This is a genomic window from Achromobacter sp. 1011811831, from assembly GCF_059760905.1.
This window is the reverse complement of record NZ_JCBANG010000065.1, coordinates 21,143-38,191: the sequence shown is the minus strand read 5'-3', so window position 1 is coordinate 38,191 and position 17,049 is coordinate 21,143. Positions and strand designations below refer to the sequence as shown.

Genomic DNA, 17,049 nt, shown 5'->3' with positions numbered 1-17,049 from the left:
GCCGATATTGACGCAGGTGCCGCCGATGGTGCCGCGTTCGATCAGCGTGACCGTCGCGCCTTGCTCGACGGCCTTCAGCGCCGCCGCCATCGCGGCCCCGCCGCTGCCAATGATGGCGATATGCAAACCGGCGCCCTCAAGTGCATCACGGATTTTTGGTTCATCTTTGAAATCACCAACCCGGATCGAGCCTTGATAACCCAATGCGGCGATGGCGGCCAGCAGTTGGTTGTGGCTCACGGCGGTGTCTGCCATGACTTGCGCGCGGCTTTCTGGATAGGACACCACAGCGGCATTCACGCCGGGAATCTTTTCCAAAGCATCTTTGACATGGGTGGCGCAGGATGTGCAGGTCATGCCATTCACGGTGATTTCGGTCATTTTTTTACTCCATTGAATTTCGGGGTGCAGCAGGCATCGGCTTGGCGTTTTCGTTGGATGGCGTAGATGGTCAAGCCGATGAAAATCGCCAGCGCAGGCAGCAGCACATAGTCCAGATAGCCGGTCAGCGCGGACAAGCCGACCACACCGAGCAAAATGACCAGAACAGGGGTGAAGCAACACAGCGCCACGAGGGTTGTGCCAATGATGCTGACCCGCAGCAGTGTCTTCGGGTCTTTCATGATCAGTTCTTGACTGATGATGGGTAGCCCGCATCCTCGGTAGCCTTGGTCAGTTTCTGCACGCTGGTCTTGGCATCATCGAAGGTGACCACCGCTTCGCGCGTCTCGAAGGTCACGTCAACTTTACTGACGCCATCGACCTTGGAAATCGCCTTCTTGACAGTGATCGGACAGGCCGAGCAGGTCATGCCCGGTACGGACAGCGTAACGGTCTGGGTGGCGGCCCACACGGGGGCAACAACGGCAGCGAGGGCAAGGGCGGAAAGCAGCTTTTTCATGGTGAACTCCTGTGATCAATAGAAAAATGGCACGACGTAGGGAAATCCGAGCGCGACCAAAACCAGCACGGCCACGCCCCAGAAAATGAGCTTGTAAGTAGCTCGCACTTGGGGAATCGCGCAAACCTCACCCGGTTTGCAGGCGGCTGACGGCCGGTAGATGCGCCGCCAGGCGAAGAACAACGCCACCAGCGCCACGCCGATAAAGATGGGGCGATAGGGTTCCAACACCGTCAAGTTGCCGATCCAAGCGCCGCTGAACCCCAAGGCGATCAGAACCAGCGGCCCGAGGCAGCAAGCCGAGGCGAGGATGGCGGCCAGCCCGCCAGTGAAGAGCGCGCCGCGCCCGTTTTGAGGTTCAGACATACGTTTGTCCTTTCGAATCTGAATTGGATAGCTTAAGCTTACTTCCGTAGTTATGTACGGAGTCAAGCGATATGGAAAACAATTTGGAGAACCTGACCATTGGCGTTTTCGCCAGGACGGCCGGGGTCAATGTGGAGACCATCCGGTTCTATCAGCGCAAGGGCTTGCTCCCGGAACCGGACAAGCCTTACGGCAGCATTCGCCGCTATGGCGAGACGGATGTAACGCGGGTGCGCTTCGTGAAATCAGCCCAGCGGTTGGGCTTCAGCCTGGATGAGATCGCCGAGCTGCTGCGGCTGGAGGATGGCACCCATTGCGAGGAAGCCAGCAGCCTGGCCGAGCACAAGCTCAAGGACGTGCGCGAGAGGATGGCTGACCTGGCGCGCATGGAGGCCGTGCTGTCTGATTTGGTGTGCGCCTGCCATGCGCGGAAGGGGAACGTTTCCTGCCCGCTGATTGCGTCACTGCAAGGGAAGAAAGAACCGCGCAGTGCGGACGCGGTGTAGCCCGAGGGAACTACGCCTTAGCGTGCTTTATTTTCCGTTTTCTGAGGCGACTCCAACGTCAGAAAAGACCGTGCGGTCGACTTTTGATATTTCGTGCTGTCGCCTTCTGAAAGTGACAAGCAAGTCAGTGCTGGGTCAGTGTCGGATAGCCCTGGATGAATACGCGGTCGGTCTTGGCCGCCGGCACATGGCAGCCCATGCAGTCGGCTGCGTAGCTGACGGCGACATTCTTGGCGGGGGCGTCGGCCTTGAACAGCGCCCAGCCCCAGCCGTCGCCCCACAAGGGGTTGCTGGCGAAACGGCCTTTGGCGTCCTTGACCATCACGAACCACACGGCCGCATCGGAACCCCAGACCACAGGGTCGCCGGTGGTCATGGCGCTGGTTTCGAGCTTGCGGATCTCTTTCACCAGCGTGGCGCCGTCCGGGAACTTGCCGGTCTTGCGGTAGTGCTCGGCCGAGGCCTTTTCGGTGTACACATCGTGCAGGCCGCGAGAGGCGGATTTTTCGTCCAACACCGCATATGAGCCCAGGTGGACGAAGTTTGTGCGGAAGTCTGTGGGGCGGCTGATGCCGCCCTGGCTGTCCACATAGGGCGAAAAGTCGCCGGCCGTGACGGCCAGTGGCAGGACGAGGGCGCTGGCGAGCAGAGCGCCGGTGAGTGCGATTTTCGTTGTGTTCTCCTTATATGCCTATGGAGATCAGACGGCGACCACGGGGAAATCCACCGTGGTGTCGGCGATGTGGTTGGTGTAGTTGGTGAGCGTGTTCAGCGCGATGTTGGCGATCACTTCCAGTATCAGGCCGTCGTCGAGCCCCGCGCGGCGGTAGTTGGCCATGGCGTCGGCCGACACCACGCCGCGTTGCTCGACCAGCGCACGGGCAAAGCCGGCAATTGCATCGTCAAGTGCGTTGGCCGCCTGGCCGGTGCGGGCCGCGGCGATGGCCTCTGCCGACAGTCCGGCACCTTTGCCGATCAGGGTGTGTGCGCTCAGGCAGTACTGGCAGCGATTGGCTTGACCGGCAGCCAGCGCAACGATCTCGCGCTGGGTGGCACTCAGGCGGCCGGTGCCCAGCGTTTCGGACAGGCCGAGGTAGCCGTTGAGCGCTGCCGGCGCGTGGGCCAGCGTGGCGAGCAGGTTCGGCACCACGCCGAGCTTGGCTTTGACGGCCTTGAGTGTGGCAGCGGTAGCGGCGTCAGCGGTGTCGATGGTCAGGGGGGCGATTTGGGTCATGTCTATCTCCGTAGTGGGTGAGGTGCAAGAGCACGTGGGCATGATCGCCCTTTGTTTGGTACGATATGGCACGTAAAGTATCAAATACGTAACCTATCGTCTTATATGGAGAGTGGAATGGCGGATCGACTGGCCGGCTTGCTCCGGCACTACTCGCTTTCGGCGCGCGTTTTTCACAGCGGCGCCTTCTGTGGGCAGCATCATTACGCGGCGCCGCATGGCTATATCCATCTGGTGCGGCGCGGCCCGATTACGGCGCGTTCGCCCGTGCATGAAGATCTGCTGGTTACCGAGCCGAGCCTGCTGTTTTATCCGCGCGTGGCGTCGCATCGTTTTGTCGCCGCCCCCGGCGATACCGCTGAGCTGTTGTGTGCGGAGGTCGATCTGGGCGCTTCGACGGGCAATCCGTTGGCCATGGCCTTGCCGTCGATGCTGCTGATTCCGCTGGCGGACTTGCCCGGCCTCGGGCCGACGCTAGAGCTGCTGTCTGCCGAAGCCGAGCGCGACCAGTGCGGTCGGCAGGCCGCCATCGACCGCTTGTGCGAGTTGCTACTGATCCAGTTGCTGCGTTATCTGATGGATGGGCGGCTTGGCGCCACCGGACTGCTGGCGGGACTGGCCGACCCGAAACTCGCGCGCGCCATAACCGCCATGCACGATGCGCCGCAGACCGCGTGGTCGCTCGAGGCGCTGGCGGCGCAGGCGGGCATGTCACGCGCGCGCTTCGCCGCCGCGTTCAAAGACGCGGTGGGCGTCACGCCGGGCGACTATCTGGCCGACTGGCGGATGAACGTCAGTTGCACCCTGCTCAAGCAGGGGCGTCCGGTGGCGGTGGTGGCCGACCGCGTCGGCTACGGCAGCCCGAACGCGTTGGCGCGCGCCTTCCGCGTGCGCATGGGCTGCGCCCCGCGCGACTGGCTGGCGCAGCAGCGCGGTGACGCGTCGCTCAGCGGTTCGTGAGTTTGAGGTCGATTCGCCGGTTCTTGGCGTAGGCGGCGTCGGTGTTGCGCTCGTCGAGCGGGTGAAATTCACAGGCGCGGCACGGGAATCAAGGCATTGCGATTCTCGAAAATAGTTCTTGAAATTCTATTCTTGATTGCATATCATCTCAACGAGTTTCGATAAGAAAGGATGCGCATGCGACCGTCTGTTGTGCTTGACATGAAGCGAAGCGCAGTGCGTGAAGCGGTAGGCCGCTTTCGCGCCGCGAACCCGCGCGTCTTCGGCTCGGTGCTGCATGGCACCGACCGGGATGGCAGCGACCTCGACCTGTTGGTCGATGCGCTGCCCGGTGCCACGTTGTTGGACTTGGGCGATTTGGAAGAAGAACTGAAATCGCTGCTCGGCGTTGACGTCGATCTGCTGACTCCCGGCGACCTGCCGCCGAAGTTCCGGGCCAAGGTGCTCGCGGAGGCGCAACCGATATGAGCGAGAACCGCCTGCCCGATTACCTCGACCACATTCAGCAGGCCGCAACCGATGCGCGCAGCTTCGTGGAAGGGATGGCCAAGGACGACTTCTTGGCCGACAAGCGCACCCAGCAGGCCGTCATCATGAGCCTGATCGTCATCGGCGAGGCGGCCACAAAGGTGATGGATGGCTACGTCGAGTTCACCCAGGCGCATGCCGACGTGCCGTGGCGCAGCATGCGCAATATGCGTAATCGCATGGCTCACGGCTATTTCGACATCAACCTCGATGTGGTGTGGGAGACGGTACAGGAATGGCTGCCGGCGTTGCTCCAGCAATTGCCCGCCGTGCGTCAGGATGCCGACGATGAAGACCGTAACGACAAAGGCATGGAGCCATGACCAATCAAGCCGCCGATGTTCGGCCCCTCTGGCGTGTTCGATCCCGCGACCTATGAGCCGCGCTCGGGCAAGACCTTCTGGATGGCCGCAACGGACGAGAGTTCGCTGGTGGGCAAGGAGGCAGCAGCCGACACGCTCATCGGCAACTGCACGACCGCACGACCAGCCTCCCGTTCAAATTCGAGTTAGAACTCATATCCAGCCTGTCTGGGGGCACTGTGAAAGAGGGATCTCCGATGACTGTTGAATCGAGAATATTTTCTGTAGCCGAGTATGTTCAGCCGTCCGAAGGCGAGCCTATTCGTTCCGTTGTGCTTGAAACCCGAGACTCAATTATCGTGGTTTGGCATGTCCATCCCGGGCAGGAAATTGCGGCTCACATTCATCCTCACGGCCAAGACACGTGGACTGTTTTGTCGGGAATGGCTGATTACTTTCAGGGCAATGGGATTGTTCGTGCCCTCAGGGAAGGTGAGATAGCCGTGGCAAGACCGGGCCAAGTGCACGGGGCGCGAAATACAGGTACCGAGCCATTTGTGTTCGTCTCGGTTGTGGCATCAGCCAATGCCGGTTTCGTATTGGCTGAGCGATAGAGCCCAATCTCTGGAGTTGGTCCAATGAGCGGTCGGGGAGATAGGTAACAGACATGCAGCGGACACGGCTGCTAAACCAGGTCGCAAACCTCCTTGCGTCGCAGCGTGCCGCAAGCGACGCGATCAATCGAATGGGGTCGGCATGAGACTGAACACCATCCAGTTCCCGACCGCGTAGCCGCCTGTCCTGCCGATCAGGTCTTGACCATCGACGCCTGGGATCAGTCCTGAATGTTCTTGGAGACCACTACGTTATGAGCCGCAGCCGCCGCAAAACACCCATCGTCGGGCACACGACCTGCGGCAGCGAGCGCGAGGACAAGAAGCTCTGGCATCAGCGCTGGCGCACCCGTGAGCGCACGGCGCTGACCAGCGCGTCGCCCGAAGCCCTGAGCGCCCATCTGCCCCTGCTGGAAAACCAGGCCAGCAGCGTCTGGTCGATGGGCAAGGATGGCCGCTCCTACTGGCCCGTCAAGCGCCAGGCCGCCACGGCGGATCGCATCGCCAATCACAAGGGACGCAACCCGCAAGAACGCGCCTCCCTGAAAAAGCGCCTGCTGCGCAAGTGGATGAGCAAATGAAGCTCTCCTTCCATCAGCACATTGCGCTGTTCTGGATGATCGGTGCTCCGGGCGTCTTCGCGCCCGTGATCGAGAACGCCAAGCGGCCCGATGCCGGCGCCGTCATGGCGTGGGGTGTCGCGATCGTGGCGGTGATGATCCTCTTCACCCCTTTGCTGCTGCGCTGTCCACCATTCCGGCGCTGGTATGGCCGGACGGATGCGCTGTCGGAGCGGCAGCGCCAGGCGCTTGCCGAGCGCGGCCTGCGCCGCTACTACCAGACCGCTTTCGATGACGGCTACGTGCCCCGCGTGATGCCCTACGTGTGGCGCATCATCTGGACGGTCGGCGGGTTGATGGCTGTGACCGCCGTACTGCCTACCAACACCGGACGGCCAGCCTTCGATGCCTTGGTGGTCTTCTCGACCTGGTATCCGATAGGCGTGATGCTGCTGGTTTTCGCGTCGAGGCCCCTTGGCCGGTTGATTCGCCAAAGAGCACAGGAGCGGCGGAAATGAGCACGTCAACCATCGAGGCGCTGGCCAGCGCCTGGGCAAGGATTGCCGAGGAAGCGGAATTCCCCGCTGACTACGAGGGGACTGCCACACCACAAGCGCATCGGGCTAGCGAAGCTATTCAGGAGCAGATTCGGGAGCGCATCGTCGCCACCAACGACATGCGGCTGTTCAGCCTGCTGCACCTGCTGGGTCAGGCGTCGCTGCGCATGGAGCAAGCGCTGTGGCCGGAGGATTACGAGCGGATGACGCGCGAGGTTGAGGAAGCCCTGCGGCAAGCCACCGACGCCAACGCCAGATCGTACACCCACGAAGAAGTGATGCAGGCGATGCAGGAACGCATCGACCGGGCGCGAGACAAGCCATGTTGATTGGCTATGCGCGCGTCTCGACGCAGGATCAGAACCTGGAGCTGCAACGCGAAGCCTTGAGCAAGGCCGGATGTAAAAAGGTCTTCGAGGACAAGGTGAGTGGCACGCGGGCAGACCGGCCTGGCTTGGCCAAGACGCTCGAAATGCTGCGCGAAGGCGATACTTTGGTCGTCTGGAAGCTCGACCGGCTGGGCCGGTCGGTCAAGCAACTGGTCGATCTGGTCGGCGATCTGCACAAGCACGGTGTCCAGTTCAGGAGCCTCACCGACTCCATCGACACCGGCACACCATCCGGGCGGTTCTTCTTCCACGTCATGGCGAGCCTTGCCGAAATGGAGCGCGAGCTGACCGTCGAGCGCACCCGCGCCGGGCTGGAAGTCGCCAAGCAGCTCGGCCGCAAAGGCGGCCGCAAGCCGAAGAAGACCGACAGCAAGATCGAGTCGGCCAAGAAGCTGCTGGCCAGCGGGGTGCCGCCCAAGGACGTGGCCAAGAACCTCGGCGTGTCCATTCCGACGCTGTACCGCTGGGTGCCAGCCTCCACGCACGCTTAGCGTGCTTTATTTTCCGTTTTCTGAGACGACCCCTAGCTGAACTTTTTTTAGCGGCTAAAACGCGGGCAAAAAAAAGCCCCGCTCGATGGCGGGGCGATGGGTGGGGGTCGGTGGTCGGCGATGCCCGGCGCTGGGCGTGTCAGCCCTCCAGCAGCGCGACAAGCTGCACGGTGCCAAGGTCGGCCTCGAACTCCTGGCCGTCATCCTCGTATTTGAGCCAGGCCCAGCCCTCGGCCGGGGGCCGGCGGTTGAGGATCAGCCGTGCCGGCCGGTCGTCGTGCTTGACCTGGATGATGGCCTTCTTGAGCTTGTCGGGGTCGGCCTCCTTCGGCTCCTTCTTCCCCTTGGCGTCATCATCCTGCGGCCCCTGCTCGCCGTCGCCGGCCTCGGCGTCGGTCTTGCCGGTCAGCGCATCGACGGTGTTGGGATCACGGTCGCCGTCCTCGTGACTGCGCTTGTCCTCCAGGAACTCGCGCAGCAGCTTCACCGAGCCGCGCGTCAGCTCCTGGCTGTCGTCGGCCAGCCAGGCGGCCACCTCGTCGGGGTTCTTCTTGTAGGCCGTCACCAGCTCGTTGATGACAGTCACGTCCTTGCCCCGGCCGCTATTGAACGCCTCGGCAATGGGTTCGGGCAAGTCCAGCAGCGTGACGTGCTGCGTGACGAAGGCCGGCGACTTGCCGATCTCCTTGGCGATCTCGCCCTTCTTCTTGCCCTTCGCCAGCTCGCGGCCGATGAAGTCGGCGATCTCACGCGCCGTCAGCTCGTTGCGTTGCAGGTTCTCGATAACCTGGTCGGCCTCGTTGTAGTCGTTGTCGATGAAGGCCGGGATCGTGGTCTTGTGCGCCCACTTCGAGCCGCGATAGCGCCGCGCGCCGTGGTTGATGAGGTAGCGCCCCGGTGCGTCCGGGTTCTCGCGCACGCTGATGGGCGACTTCACGCCGCGCGCTTTGATGGTCTCGCCGATCTCCGCGATGCTCTCCGGCGAGAAGCCGGGGTTGTCGGCCGTGCGCGGCTGGTGTGGGTCTTCGTCGATCAGGTCAAGCGGCAGCTCCTGCGGGCCTGCGCCGCCGGCGTTGGCCGCCGGCTGCTCGTTCAGCAGGCCGGCCAGGTCGCCCAGCCCGTCCAGGCCCAGCCCGGACGATTGCGGCTTGTCCTGCTCCTTCTTCTTGGCGTTGGTCTTGGCGCTCATTGCGCGATCTCCATCTTCGTGAACACGTAATCCGCCAGCGCACGCACCTCCTGGGTGGCCTTCCGCGCGGCGGTCTTCTTGATCTTCCACACCGGCATCTGCTCGCCCAGCGCCTCGGCGATGCTGTCACGCGCGCCGATGCTGAACGGCAAGATGAGCTGCGGGTATGCCTGCTGCAACGTCGCCAGGTTGTTGACGTGGCGCGGCTTCCGCGCGTCCACCTTGTTCGGCACCATGCCGAGGAAGCGCAGCTTGGGGTTCTGCTTGCGCAGGTTGCTGATGACCGCGACCATCTTCTTCATGCCCTGCAAGCTGTACGCCTCCATTTCGATGGGCGACAGCATGTAGTCGGCCGTCAGCACGGCCGCCGTCATGGCGACGCCAAGGGAGGGGGCCGTGTCGATCAGGCACACGTCGAAGAACTCGCCCAGCGCGGCCACACTGGCCCGCAGCGCGGCGGCCGCCTGGGAAAGCTCCATCTTGTCCAGGTTCGCCAGGTTGGCGTCTGCCGCGATCAGCGCCAGGCTCTCGCCCTCGCGCTTGCCGAACCAATACCGCAGGTCATCGGTGTCGCCGGTGAACAACTGGCTGGCGAGGTAGCCCGATTGGTACGCCGACAGCGTGAACGATGCGTTGCCCTGGGTGTCCAGGTCGATCACGGCCACGCGAAGGCCGCGCTCCAGGAAGTCGAATGCCAGGTGGCAGGTGGCGAACGTCTTGCCTTGACCGCCCTTCTGAATTGCCGTGACCAGTGTTTTCATGACTTGGGTTCCTGTTTCCTCTTGGCGTCTGCTTCCCACTTCTTGACGATGAACGCTTGATGCTCCGGCAGTACCGCCGTCACTCGCTCGAAGCCCTCGGGGAGCTGTTCCCCTGCTGCTGCCCATACGCGACTGACCGCCTGCGACACCGCCCCCTTGGTCAGCCCCAGCGAAGTGACAAACTCCGCCTGGGGCCGGCCATCGACCAGCACGCCGCGCGCTATGTCGATGGTCTGCTGCCCGATCTCCAGCCCCTTGATGGCCGTCTGGAATTGGGCTTCGGTTAGCCGTTTCTTCATGGATTGCACCCATAACACTCCACACCCGGTTTGTTGAACAAATGGCGGTGCCAGCCGCCAACCATGTGCAGAAGTTTAGCTAAACCATGCGAAGCCGTCAAGCGTTTTAGCGGCTAAAAATTTGTTCGCGCCTTGTCGATGGCCGATGCCGTTGCGGCCGTCGCCCGCGCCTGTCGCCAGTGGTCGGAATCCACCGCGCACGCGCAAAGCGTGGCCCCGTCCTGGTCGTAGAACACGGCCGGCCGGCCCTCCACCTTCGCCTCGATGCGCAGCGCCTTGGCAGGCAGGCCCAGCCCGTCCGCGATGACGGCCAGGGTGGCGCGCTGCAAGGCCAACTCTTCCCCCTTGGCGTCAATGAGCTGTGCCGCATGGGCGGCACTCAGGAAGAACGTCATCAGCGGGCCTACGGTGCGCGTGCCGCCGCTGGCAAAGCACACGTCGAAGGAACCGCCGCCCACGTGCGGATCGACGCCCTCCACGAGACGCCAGGGGTCAAGGCCCCATTCTTCGGATTGCGCGCTGTACCAGTAGGCCGGCGCGTCGCCGTTCAAGTCGCTGTCCGCGTACTCGCGCACCATGACGGCCACGCGGCCAGTGGTCGGCTCCACGAAGCCAGGCGGGTAGGGGAGGGTCTGCTTTGCCATGTCAAAGCCCTTTCGGTTTGTAGATCGAAACGAAGTAGGTGATCGCGGTCAGTGCCGCGAAGTACGCCAGGAACGACCAGCCGGCATACACGCCAGGCGTGTTCCAGTGGTAGAGCATCCGCACGAACTGGAAGAAGGTGATGATCGCCAGCACCCACTTGAGCACCGGCCAGACCAGCACGGTCGCCACCCATACGAACTTGACCAGGCCGGCCACCAGGCCCCGGCCTTCGGCCTTGGGTGCGGCAGGCGCAGCAGCGGGCGCGGCAGGCTGCACCGGCTCGGGAGCCGGCGGCTTGCTCGCCCTGGGGAACTTGACGATGTTGGACATGGCTTGACCCTCCACGCGGTTACGTGTTGAATGCTGGATGCTCCCACTCGGAAGCATGGTTACGGTGTGCCAGCACCAGGCCAAGCGCCCCGGATCACTCCGGGGCGTTCCTCCACCTGGGGCCGTCGAACGTGTGGAATGCCGTCATTGCAGCGTCGCTCCGCTCATGCGTCGCACGGCCGCCGCCAGCAGCATTTCCGTCAGCTCGTTATCTTCCTCCGGCGTGATGCAGCCGCCGCAGATGCTGCCGAACTTCTCGCGGGCATCATCGGCGCCGATGATGGTGTGGCTCAAGGTTCGGATGCTCTTGCCGCAGCGCCGGCAGCACGTCTCGATGATCTCGATCTTGCCTTTGCTCATGGGACTGTTTCCTCTTGGCGTTCCGTTGATGACCCGGCCGAAGCCGGGCCGCCTTCCCTTACCAGCCGACGCTGCGCTTGGCCTGCTCGACCGCTTGGCTCGACCATTCGCCCTTGGCACTGGCCTCCAGGCTCAAGGCGGCGAAATAGGCTTTGCCGCGCAGCTCTTCCGCCTGCTTCACCAGCTCGGCCGCCTCGGCCATCGTGGCCTCGATCTGGTCGCGGCGGGCTTGGAAGTCGGTGGCTTCCACATTCGGCAGGGCGTCAACCCAAGGCATGATCTTGTTCTTGCTCATCGGAACCTCTCCGGTAATCGACCTGGGCGGAATGCCCGGCCTTCAAGTGCTATATTAGGACAAAATGTCCTAGCCTGTCAAGCACTTTAGCTAAACTATTTTCGCTTTACCGTAGTCCGATGCCTAGCACTTTAGCCGCTAAAGCCTCTTTCCCTGGCGTCAAACCTCTTTCCAGATCAGCCCGAGGCCGGCGTAGTCGCACAGCAGCGCCCACGCGGCATAAGGGATCGGCGTGTCCTCGCCCACCCATCGCCGGATCGTCCGGTCGCCCTTCGGGCCGAGGCCCAGCACCTTCGCGGCTTTGCCGCCGGTGAGGCCCGCCAGGCGCAGCACCTCGCGCACCTCTTCGCCGCTCGGCTGCGCCCACCGCTCGGCCGGCTTCAAGCACTCCAGCCGGATATTGGCGTCGTTCGTCATTCGTTTCTTCTCCTGGTCACGTGATAAGCCGCAGTTGGTCGAATCCGTAGATCGACTGAATGCAGCTCGGGTCTGAATCCACCACACGGCGGCCCGCGCGGTTGGTCTTGTATGTCACCGGCCGGTCGTCATGCGCCCACACCTGGCGGGTGTCTGGATGCACCTTCACGATGATGACGCGCTTGCCGATCTCCTTGGCGAACACCGGATGGTGGACGCTCACGATCTCGCACCGTTGGCCTGGTGCGGGCGTGAACTCCACCAGGTCGGCCGGGCCTGCATCGCCATTCCTGGCGGTGCTGCAGGATGCTTCGCCTGCGCCCGGCATCGTCGCTTCTGGCGATACAGGCCCAGCCTCGGCCTTGCAATCGTCAGCTTTGGCGGTGCTGCAGCGCATCGCCGTTTCCGCCGATGCGGGATCTCGCTCGCGGCCCCCGGCCTTTCCCTTGGCGTTCGACCTGGCGGCCCTGGCCGCCTTGACCTTGCCCGCCGCCTCGGCCGCCCAGCGCCGCGCGATGAACGCCTTGTGCGCCGGCAGCACCACATCGACCAAGACGAAGCCCGGCGGGATCGTCACGGTCGCCGGCTCGCGCCGCGCCGGCGGCACCAGGCCGGCCAGCCAATCGGGCAGGGGAGCGTCGGCCAAGCGGTCGCGGTAGTTGGCCTCGATCAACACCGGCCGCTTCTTCTCGGCCAGCATGGCCGTCAGGATGCCGCGCGCAACCTCGTCCACGGTCATGCAGCCCCGCGCCGTGTCGAAGTGCGAGCGATAGCCCGTCGCCGAGATAAACGGCCTGTCCAGGTCAACCGCGTGGAACTGAAAATGCGCGTTGAGCGGCCCGCCATAACCGGCCTCGTACTCCACCAGGGCGCGCACGTCGCCCGCCACGGCCAGGAACTGGCCGCGCTGGCCCCACAAGGGCACGTCCCCCGGCACCGCAGCGCAATGCCGCTCGATGACGCGGCCGGCGGCCTCGTCGTCGGCCATGCACCCGAAGTTCGTGCCGCCGTTCAGCTTCCAGATGATCGCCTCGTATCGGTCGCCGGCCAGCTCGGCCGCCGCCCCGTCGCCGCGCATGACAGCCGCGTCGATCTCCACCACGGCCGCAACGGCCGCAGCCAGCAGGCCGTCACGGTCTGCCGGCAGCTCGGCCAGCAGCTCGGCCGCCGGCGCGCTCCAGTCCTGGCCCGTCTGGGCCGGTTGCTTTGTTCGCTTCGCCATCGCTTGACGTGCTCCTGGTGCAGCCCCGGCCGGAGCCGGGGCCGCCCCTCATCAGTCAATAGCCCGGTAGATCGCAGCGGCCTCGGGGTGGCCGGCCGCGAAGCCGCGCAGGAAGTGATAGCGGTCGATCAGGGCGTCGGCCGCGTCCGTGCCGGCGATCTCGGCCGCGAGCTGGCCGAGCGCGAACAGGGTTGCGACAATGCCGGCGGCGTCGGCCGACAGTTCGCCCCGGAAGCCGTTGCCGTCTACCTCGATCTCCAGGCGCTCGGCCAGGTCGGGGGCCAGGTAGAAACCGCCGTCCGACAGGGTGTAGTAGTGCCAATACGCGCCGTTGTAGCGTTCGCAGAGCCGGCGCAGCCAGGCGTACACAAGGGCCTCGCCGCGCATCATCAGGCGCGGGCCGAAGTAGGTAGGCAAGAAGTCGAGGCGCTGGGCCTCGGCGACCAGGGAAGCGGTGACGGGTTGGTCTTGGGTGTTCATCGGAACTCTCCGGTAGTTGACCTGGGCGACATGCCCGGCCTTCAAGACGTATATTAGGACAAAATGTCCTAACCTGTCAAGCACTTTAGCTAAACTTTAGCCGCTAAACTGGACTTCGCCCCCTTGGAGTGATAGGATTGAATCCTATTGAACCGAATGGAGGCCGCCATGCGAACCACCCAGCAACTGAGCATCACCCTGCCGAACGACATGGCCGACGTGGTGAAAACGAAGGTCAAGACCGGGGAGTACGCGAGCGAAAGCGAGGTCATCCGCGACGGCCTGCGTGCGCTACTCGCGCGTGATCGCGCCGTCGAGTCCTGGCTTCACAACCAGGTCGGCCCGGCGTATGACGCCCTGAAAGCCGATCCCTCCCGAGCCGTCACCGCCGACCAGGTGCGCGCCCGCCTGGCCGCCGAGCATGCGAAGGCGCAATGAGCTACGCGGTCGTCTTCTCGCCCGAGGCCGAAGAGCAGCTTGCCGAGCTGTACCGCTACATCGCGGCGGCGGCGTCGCCTGACGTTGCCGCTCGCTACACCGAGGCAATCGTCACCTACTGCGAAAGCCTGCGCACGTTTCCACTGCGCGGCACCATGCGCGACGATGTGCGGCCCGGCCTGCGCATCACGAACTACCGCAAGCGCGCCGTGATCGCCTTCGATGTGGCCGGCGATCTGGTTTCCATCATCGGCGTGTTCTACGGCGGGCAGGACTACGAGACGATCCTGCACGACGACGCGGACGACTGAATTCCCCCGCTTCTTGACACTTGAGGGGCGCAATCACGCCCTGGGCCTGGCAGGCCGACCCCTCCCTTGGCGTTCAACCTTGCGGCCTTCGAGCTGGAGCCATCTTCCGACTTGGCGACGGCGCAGGAGTCACCGCGGCCTTGACAGTTGGGGAGTCCAGAGGGGGCCTTGGCCCCCTTTGGAAGAGCACGAACTTCTGCCAGGCGCTTGCGCCTGGCTATGGTCAGCCGTAGCGCCGTAGGCGCTCCATTCTTGGGGTGAAGGCCGTAGGCCGAGGGGCAACGCCCCTGGGGGGATGGGAGGCCGCTTTAGCGGCCGGGTGGGATCGAGAAGGGGGGGCACCCCCCTTCGGCGGCCGATCATTCTGCGGGGCACCTTGGGCCGGTTTGCCGCTTTTTTCGACACCCGGTTATAACAACTAGGTTTAATATAAAGGTTATGAAGGGTTAAAAGCCGGTTAGCTTGACCGGAAAACGCGCGCAAGCCGTTGATACGCCAAGGAAAAGGCTCGAAGGGCCGCCCCTCAAGTGTCAATGGATAAGCCCCTCAAGGGTCAATAGTCTGCCCGTCAAGTGTCAAGGATCGCGCCCCTCATCTGTCAGCACCCCCGCCCCTCAAGTGTCAGTACGGCAAGGGCCTTGCCAACAGGCTTATCCACAACTTCTGTGGATAAAGCCAGCCCGATCAAGCACATAGGCCGCCTCGACGGCCTCCGGCGCGGCTCCAGCCGGCCGATTTCGAGGCCGGCCCCTCATCTGTCAGCATCGCGCTGTTGCGCGCAGAGTAAAACTGAGCCACCTCGCGCAAGGTAAATCTGAACCACTTTTCCGTACAGTCTGCCTTTTCCGCGCGAAGGCCGACGATGCTTTTGAAGGAACAGTGGATGCAGATCCATGTGCTCAAGGCCCAAGGGCTGTCGCTGCGCGAGATCGCGCGACGGCTGGGCGTCTCTCGCAATGCCGTAACTCGCTACTTGGCTGCAGATGACGTCCCCCGCTACAAGCAACGCGACGCTCGGCCCACCAAGCTTGACCCGTTTCACGACTACATTCGGGAGCGCATGCAAGCGGCCGCTCCGGAGTGGATTGCAGCACCCGCGCTGCTGCGCGAGTTAAGGGCGCGAGGGTATCAAGGGCAGTTACGTAGTCTGCAGGCTTTTATGCACGCGCATAAGCCTATACACGCGTCCGATCCGATCGTGCGGTTCGAGACGGCGCCCGGCCAGCAGATGCAATGCGACTTCGTCGTCTTCCGCCGTGGTTCGGACCCCCTTTACGCTTTCACCGCGACTCTGGGATTCAGCCGCTGGCGCTGGGCCAGGTTCACCACGAACGAGCGGGCAGAGACGCTTATGACCTGTCACCACGCACTGTTCGAGACCCTAGGTGGCGTTCCGCGGGAGATTCTGTACGACAACGCCAAGACCATTGTCGATTCGCGTGATGCATATGCAGAGGGACAGCACCGCTGGCATCCCGGACTTCTCGATCTTGCCAAGCGTTATGGATTCATCCCACGCCTTTGTCGTCCATATCGCGCCCAGACCAAAGGCAAGGTCGAACGCTTTCATCGGTACCTGCGCGGCAACTTCTACGTGCCGTTGACCAGTTGGCTAAAGCAGTCGGGCCTGATACTGGATGTCGATACGGCTAACGCCGAAGTCGGCAAGTGGTTGCGCGACGTGGCGAACCAGCGTGTGCATCCGGTGACTGGCCACGCGCCAGCGGAGTTGTTCACTCAACAAGAACGGCCGTTCTTGCGTGAGCTACCAGCGTTCGCCCAGCCCCCTCAGATCATGAATGTCACATCGGTCGGTCCACTGCTGGACAGTACGCTGCAACACCCCCTCTCGGTTTATCAGCAACTTCTGACCGAGGTACGAGCATGAACCTGCAACAGGAGCGAATCGATGCCCACTGTCAGGCGCTTAAGCTCGAAGGCTTGATGCAGGCCTATCGCGCAATGGCCGGTGACGCGGTGAACAAGGACTGGAGCTTCATGGACTATCTGGAGCACGTACTGGAACATGAGCGTGATACCCGACAGGTTCGCTCACGCCAAACGCTGGTTCGCATGGCCGGGTTCCCAACCGTCAAGACGCTGGACGAGTACGACTACGGCTTTGCTGTGGGAGCGCCTCGGAAGTTGATCGACGAACTGGCGACGCTACGGTTCATCGAGCGCTGCCAGAACGCGGTGTTGCTCGGTCCCTCCGGAGTGGGCAAGACTCATCTGGCAATTGCGATCGGATACGCGGCCACACAGGCCGGGATCAAGACCAAGTTCATCACCGCCGCCGACCTAATGCTGCAGCTCGAGGCCGCCAGACGTCAGGAGCGTTACGACGCCGTCCTGCGCCACAACATCCTCGGCCCTCGCCTGCTAATCGTTGACGAGATCGGCTACTTACCTCTGTCAGGCGACCAAGCCAGCCACTTCTTCCAGATCGTGGCCAAGCGATATGAACGCGGATCCATGATCCTTACCAGCAATCTTCCGTTCACCCAATGGGATCAGACCTTTGGCGGGAACACCACGCTGACTGCGGCAATGTTGGACCGAATACTGCATCACGCGCACATCGTCCAAATCAAAGGAGATAGTTATCGGCTGAAACAGCAACGCAAGGCCGGCCACGTGCCAGCAACGAAGAACTGAACAACTGGTTCACATTTACTTTGCGCGCGGGCGCGCGAAGTGGCTCAGATTTCGGATGCGCTTGACAGCGCCGGGGTGCGCTGCCCCCCAAGTGTCAAGAAACGCCCCTCAACTGTCACCAGCCGGCGTTTTGTCCCCAAACGATCCACAAGGGGGAACCGCAGAATTCGGAAAAAATCGTACGCTAAGCTAACGGTGTTCTTGTCGGGTGACAGGGAAAGTGAAAACTTTGCCAA

At 63.1% G+C, this 17,049-nt stretch carries 29 protein-coding genes; 13 read left to right on the top strand and 16 right to left on the bottom strand.

The annotated features are described in order from the left end of the window. From AC6LJ9_RS21670 to merT, 4 genes are all read right to left on the bottom strand, one after another. Positions 1–381, bottom strand: a 381-nt coding sequence (locus AC6LJ9_RS21670) for a cation transporter (protein ID WP_278420903.1), incomplete at its 3' end; no start/stop codon positions are given. After that, positions 378–623, bottom strand: coding sequence for a mercury resistance system transport protein MerF (gene merF, locus AC6LJ9_RS21665; RefSeq protein ID WP_000654684.1), 246 nt, complete (start codon positions 621–623; stop codon positions 378–380). The genes AC6LJ9_RS21670 and merF, both read right to left, overlap by 4 nt. 2 nt (positions 624–625) lie before the next feature. Further along, positions 626–901, bottom strand: coding sequence for a mercury resistance system periplasmic binding protein MerP (merP, locus tag AC6LJ9_RS21660; RefSeq protein WP_000735441.1), 276 nt, complete (start codon positions 899–901; stop codon positions 626–628). Positions 902–916: 15 nt separating this feature from the next. Beyond that, entirely contained in the window at positions 917–1,267 is a 351-nt protein-coding gene (gene merT / locus AC6LJ9_RS21655; protein WP_001294667.1) for a mercuric ion transporter MerT, read from the bottom strand. Positions 1,268–1,338: 71 nt separating this feature from the next. On the opposite strand from merT, the gene merR reads away from it, so the two are divergent. After that, on the top strand, positions 1,339–1,773 hold the full coding sequence (merR, locus tag AC6LJ9_RS21650) for a mercury resistance transcriptional regulator MerR (protein WP_000429838.1): 435 nt from the start codon (positions 1,339–1,341) through the stop codon (positions 1,771–1,773). A 124-nt stretch (positions 1,774–1,897) separates the two neighbouring features. On the opposite strand, the gene AC6LJ9_RS21645 is transcribed toward merR, so the two are convergent. Continuing rightward, on the bottom strand, positions 1,898–2,287 hold the full coding sequence (locus tag AC6LJ9_RS21645; protein ID WP_197506363.1) for a cytochrome P460 family protein: 390 nt from the start codon (positions 2,285–2,287) through the stop codon (positions 1,898–1,900). Between the two features lie 186 nt (positions 2,288–2,473). Continuing rightward, on the bottom strand, positions 2,474–3,007 hold the full coding sequence (locus AC6LJ9_RS21640; protein WP_013521184.1) for a carboxymuconolactone decarboxylase family protein: 534 nt from the start codon (positions 3,005–3,007) through the stop codon (positions 2,474–2,476). 117 nt (positions 3,008–3,124) lie between these two features. Here AC6LJ9_RS21640 and AC6LJ9_RS21635 point away from each other — a divergent pair, with 117 nt between their 5' ends. From AC6LJ9_RS21635 to AC6LJ9_RS21600, 8 genes are all read left to right on the top strand, one after another. After that, the gene (locus AC6LJ9_RS21635) at positions 3,125–3,967 is read left to right on the top strand and encodes a helix-turn-helix transcriptional regulator (protein WP_013521185.1); all 843 of its coding nucleotides are present in this window, start codon (positions 3,125–3,127) and stop codon (positions 3,965–3,967) included. A gap of 177 nt (positions 3,968–4,144) precedes the next feature. After that, positions 4,145–4,435, top strand: a complete 291-nt coding sequence (locus tag AC6LJ9_RS21630; protein WP_001247892.1) for a nucleotidyltransferase family protein — start codon at positions 4,145–4,147, stop codon at positions 4,433–4,435. Further along, complete coding sequence (locus AC6LJ9_RS21625) at positions 4,432–4,818, top strand: HepT-like ribonuclease domain-containing protein (RefSeq protein WP_003100872.1); 387 nt, start codon at positions 4,432–4,434, stop codon at positions 4,816–4,818. Before AC6LJ9_RS21630 ends, AC6LJ9_RS21625 begins: the two co-directional genes overlap by 4 nt. A 236-nt stretch (positions 4,819–5,054) precedes the next feature. Further along, complete coding sequence (locus AC6LJ9_RS21620; protein WP_003465043.1) at positions 5,055–5,411, top strand: cupin domain-containing protein; 357 nt, start codon at positions 5,055–5,057, stop codon at positions 5,409–5,411. Positions 5,412–5,665: 254 nt separating this feature from the next. Continuing rightward, the gene (locus tag AC6LJ9_RS21615) at positions 5,666–5,992 is read left to right on the top strand and encodes a hypothetical protein (protein WP_003100858.1); all 327 of its coding nucleotides are present in this window, start codon (positions 5,666–5,668) and stop codon (positions 5,990–5,992) included. Further along, entirely contained in the window at positions 5,989–6,489 is a 501-nt protein-coding gene (locus AC6LJ9_RS21610; protein WP_003100856.1) for a hypothetical protein, read from the top strand. Before AC6LJ9_RS21615 ends, AC6LJ9_RS21610 begins: the two co-directional genes overlap by 4 nt. After that, positions 6,486–6,857: a hypothetical protein gene (locus AC6LJ9_RS21605; RefSeq protein WP_003100853.1), complete on the top strand. Its 372-nt coding sequence runs from the start codon at positions 6,486–6,488 to the stop codon at positions 6,855–6,857. The genes AC6LJ9_RS21610 and AC6LJ9_RS21605 overlap by 4 nt, the downstream gene beginning before the upstream one ends. Next, entirely contained in the window at positions 6,851–7,408 is a 558-nt protein-coding gene (locus AC6LJ9_RS21600; RefSeq protein WP_498149142.1) for a recombinase family protein, read from the top strand. Before AC6LJ9_RS21605 ends, AC6LJ9_RS21600 begins: the two co-directional genes overlap by 7 nt. A gap of 139 nt (positions 7,409–7,547) precedes the next feature. Here AC6LJ9_RS21600 and AC6LJ9_RS21595 read toward each other — a convergent pair whose 3' ends face one another. From AC6LJ9_RS21595 to AC6LJ9_RS21550, 10 genes are all read right to left on the bottom strand, one after another. Continuing rightward, on the bottom strand, positions 7,548–8,597 hold the full coding sequence (locus AC6LJ9_RS21595; protein WP_011114060.1) for a transcriptional repressor gene korB: 1,050 nt from the start codon (positions 8,595–8,597) through the stop codon (positions 7,548–7,550). Further along, entirely contained in the window at positions 8,594–9,358 is a 765-nt protein-coding gene (locus AC6LJ9_RS21590; RefSeq protein ID WP_000855329.1) for a ParA family protein, read from the bottom strand. Before AC6LJ9_RS21590 ends, AC6LJ9_RS21595 begins: the two co-directional genes overlap by 4 nt. Then, positions 9,355–9,657: a transcriptional regulator KorA gene (locus AC6LJ9_RS21585; protein WP_010890110.1), complete on the bottom strand. Its 303-nt coding sequence runs from the start codon at positions 9,655–9,657 to the stop codon at positions 9,355–9,357. The genes AC6LJ9_RS21590 and AC6LJ9_RS21585 overlap by 4 nt, the downstream gene beginning before the upstream one ends. 113 nt (positions 9,658–9,770) lie before the next feature. Continuing rightward, positions 9,771–10,301 (bottom strand): DUF2761 domain-containing protein, encoded by a 531-nt coding sequence (locus AC6LJ9_RS21580; RefSeq protein ID WP_010890112.1) that lies wholly within the window; start codon positions 10,299–10,301, stop codon positions 9,771–9,773. Between the two features lies 1 nt (position 10,302). Then, positions 10,303–10,632 carry a KleE stable inheritance protein gene (gene kleE / locus AC6LJ9_RS21575; RefSeq protein WP_010890113.1) on the bottom strand — a complete coding sequence of 110 codons (330 nt, stop codon included), beginning with the start codon at positions 10,630–10,632 and terminating at the stop codon, positions 10,303–10,305. Positions 10,633–10,776: 144 nt separating this feature from the next. Then, entirely contained in the window at positions 10,777–10,992 is a 216-nt protein-coding gene (locus AC6LJ9_RS21570) for a DUF2688 domain-containing protein (RefSeq protein ID WP_010890114.1), read from the bottom strand. 58 nt (positions 10,993–11,050) lie between these two features. Next, on the bottom strand, positions 11,051–11,287 hold the full coding sequence (gene kleA, locus AC6LJ9_RS21565) for a stable inheritance protein KleA (protein WP_000041932.1): 237 nt from the start codon (positions 11,285–11,287) through the stop codon (positions 11,051–11,053). 159 nt (positions 11,288–11,446) lie between these two features. After that, on the bottom strand, positions 11,447–11,704 hold the full coding sequence (gene korC / locus AC6LJ9_RS21560; RefSeq protein WP_010890115.1) for a transcriptional repressor KorC: 258 nt from the start codon (positions 11,702–11,704) through the stop codon (positions 11,447–11,449). Between the two features lie 16 nt (positions 11,705–11,720). After that, positions 11,721–12,926: a protein KlcB gene (locus tag AC6LJ9_RS21555; protein ID WP_010890116.1), complete on the bottom strand. Its 1,206-nt coding sequence runs from the start codon at positions 12,924–12,926 to the stop codon at positions 11,721–11,723. A gap of 51 nt (positions 12,927–12,977) precedes the next feature. After that, positions 12,978–13,406, bottom strand: coding sequence for an antirestriction protein (locus tag AC6LJ9_RS21550; RefSeq protein WP_001095942.1), 429 nt, complete (start codon positions 13,404–13,406; stop codon positions 12,978–12,980). 168 nt (positions 13,407–13,574) lie between these two features. Here AC6LJ9_RS21550 and AC6LJ9_RS21545 point away from each other — a divergent pair, with 168 nt between their 5' ends. From AC6LJ9_RS21545 to istB, 4 genes are all read left to right on the top strand, one after another. After that, positions 13,575–13,844, top strand: coding sequence for a ribbon-helix-helix domain-containing protein (locus AC6LJ9_RS21545; protein ID WP_001260984.1), 270 nt, complete (start codon positions 13,575–13,577; stop codon positions 13,842–13,844). After that, entirely contained in the window at positions 13,841–14,155 is a 315-nt protein-coding gene (locus tag AC6LJ9_RS21540; protein WP_010890153.1) for a type II toxin-antitoxin system RelE/ParE family toxin, read from the top strand. Before AC6LJ9_RS21545 ends, AC6LJ9_RS21540 begins: the two co-directional genes overlap by 4 nt. 862 nt (positions 14,156–15,017) lie before the next feature. After that, positions 15,018–16,043 (top strand): IS21 family transposase, encoded by a 1,026-nt coding sequence (istA, locus tag AC6LJ9_RS21535; RefSeq protein ID WP_498149141.1) that lies wholly within the window; start codon positions 15,018–15,020, stop codon positions 16,041–16,043. Continuing rightward, positions 16,040–16,813: an IS21-like element ISOcsp1 family helper ATPase IstB gene (istB, locus tag AC6LJ9_RS21530; protein ID WP_423200782.1), complete on the top strand. Its 774-nt coding sequence runs from the start codon at positions 16,040–16,042 to the stop codon at positions 16,811–16,813. Before istA ends, istB begins: the two co-directional genes overlap by 4 nt. Positions 16,814–17,049 lie beyond the last annotated feature (236 nt).

Coding starts and splice junctions, on each gene's coding strand:
- merF (WP_000654684.1), bottom strand. CDS start 623: ATGAAAGACCCGAAGACACTGCTGCGGGTCAGCATCATTGGCACAACC.
- merP (WP_000735441.1), bottom strand. CDS start 901: ATGAAAAAGCTGCTTTCCGCCCTTGCCCTCGCTGCCGTTGTTGCCCCC.
- merT (WP_001294667.1), bottom strand. CDS start 1,267: ATGTCTGAACCTCAAAACGGGCGCGGCGCGCTCTTCACTGGCGGGCTG.
- merR (WP_000429838.1), top strand. CDS start 1,339: ATGGAAAACAATTTGGAGAACCTGACCATTGGCGTTTTCGCCAGGACG.
- AC6LJ9_RS21640 (WP_013521184.1), bottom strand. CDS start 3,007: ATGACCCAAATCGCCCCCCTGACCATCGACACCGCTGACGCCGCTACC.
- AC6LJ9_RS21635 (WP_013521185.1), top strand. CDS start 3,125: ATGGCGGATCGACTGGCCGGCTTGCTCCGGCACTACTCGCTTTCGGCG.
- AC6LJ9_RS21630 (WP_001247892.1), top strand. CDS start 4,145: ATGCGACCGTCTGTTGTGCTTGACATGAAGCGAAGCGCAGTGCGTGAA.
- AC6LJ9_RS21625 (WP_003100872.1), top strand. CDS start 4,432: ATGAGCGAGAACCGCCTGCCCGATTACCTCGACCACATTCAGCAGGCC.
- AC6LJ9_RS21620 (WP_003465043.1), top strand. CDS start 5,055: ATGACTGTTGAATCGAGAATATTTTCTGTAGCCGAGTATGTTCAGCCG.
- AC6LJ9_RS21615 (WP_003100858.1), top strand. CDS start 5,666: ATGAGCCGCAGCCGCCGCAAAACACCCATCGTCGGGCACACGACCTGC.
- AC6LJ9_RS21610 (WP_003100856.1), top strand. CDS start 5,989: ATGAAGCTCTCCTTCCATCAGCACATTGCGCTGTTCTGGATGATCGGT.
- AC6LJ9_RS21605 (WP_003100853.1), top strand. CDS start 6,486: ATGAGCACGTCAACCATCGAGGCGCTGGCCAGCGCCTGGGCAAGGATT.
- AC6LJ9_RS21600 (WP_498149142.1), top strand. CDS start 6,851: ATGTTGATTGGCTATGCGCGCGTCTCGACGCAGGATCAGAACCTGGAG.
- AC6LJ9_RS21595 (WP_011114060.1), bottom strand. CDS start 8,597: ATGAGCGCCAAGACCAACGCCAAGAAGAAGGAGCAGGACAAGCCGCAA.
- AC6LJ9_RS21590 (WP_000855329.1), bottom strand. CDS start 9,358: ATGAAAACACTGGTCACGGCAATTCAGAAGGGCGGTCAAGGCAAGACG.
- AC6LJ9_RS21585 (WP_010890110.1), bottom strand. CDS start 9,657: ATGAAGAAACGGCTAACCGAAGCCCAATTCCAGACGGCCATCAAGGGG.
- AC6LJ9_RS21580 (WP_010890112.1), bottom strand. CDS start 10,301: ATGGCAAAGCAGACCCTCCCCTACCCGCCTGGCTTCGTGGAGCCGACC.
- kleE (WP_010890113.1), bottom strand. CDS start 10,632: ATGTCCAACATCGTCAAGTTCCCCAGGGCGAGCAAGCCGCCGGCTCCC.
- AC6LJ9_RS21570 (WP_010890114.1), bottom strand. CDS start 10,992: ATGAGCAAAGGCAAGATCGAGATCATCGAGACGTGCTGCCGGCGCTGC.
- kleA (WP_000041932.1), bottom strand. CDS start 11,287: ATGAGCAAGAACAAGATCATGCCTTGGGTTGACGCCCTGCCGAATGTG.
- korC (WP_010890115.1), bottom strand. CDS start 11,704: ATGACGAACGACGCCAATATCCGGCTGGAGTGCTTGAAGCCGGCCGAG.
- AC6LJ9_RS21555 (WP_010890116.1), bottom strand. CDS start 12,926: ATGGCGAAGCGAACAAAGCAACCGGCCCAGACGGGCCAGGACTGGAGC.
- AC6LJ9_RS21550 (WP_001095942.1), bottom strand. CDS start 13,406: ATGAACACCCAAGACCAACCCGTCACCGCTTCCCTGGTCGCCGAGGCC.
- AC6LJ9_RS21545 (WP_001260984.1), top strand. CDS start 13,575: ATGCGAACCACCCAGCAACTGAGCATCACCCTGCCGAACGACATGGCC.
- AC6LJ9_RS21540 (WP_010890153.1), top strand. CDS start 13,841: ATGAGCTACGCGGTCGTCTTCTCGCCCGAGGCCGAAGAGCAGCTTGCC.
- istA (WP_498149141.1), top strand. CDS start 15,018: ATGCTTTTGAAGGAACAGTGGATGCAGATCCATGTGCTCAAGGCCCAA.
- istB (WP_423200782.1), top strand. CDS start 16,040: ATGAACCTGCAACAGGAGCGAATCGATGCCCACTGTCAGGCGCTTAAG.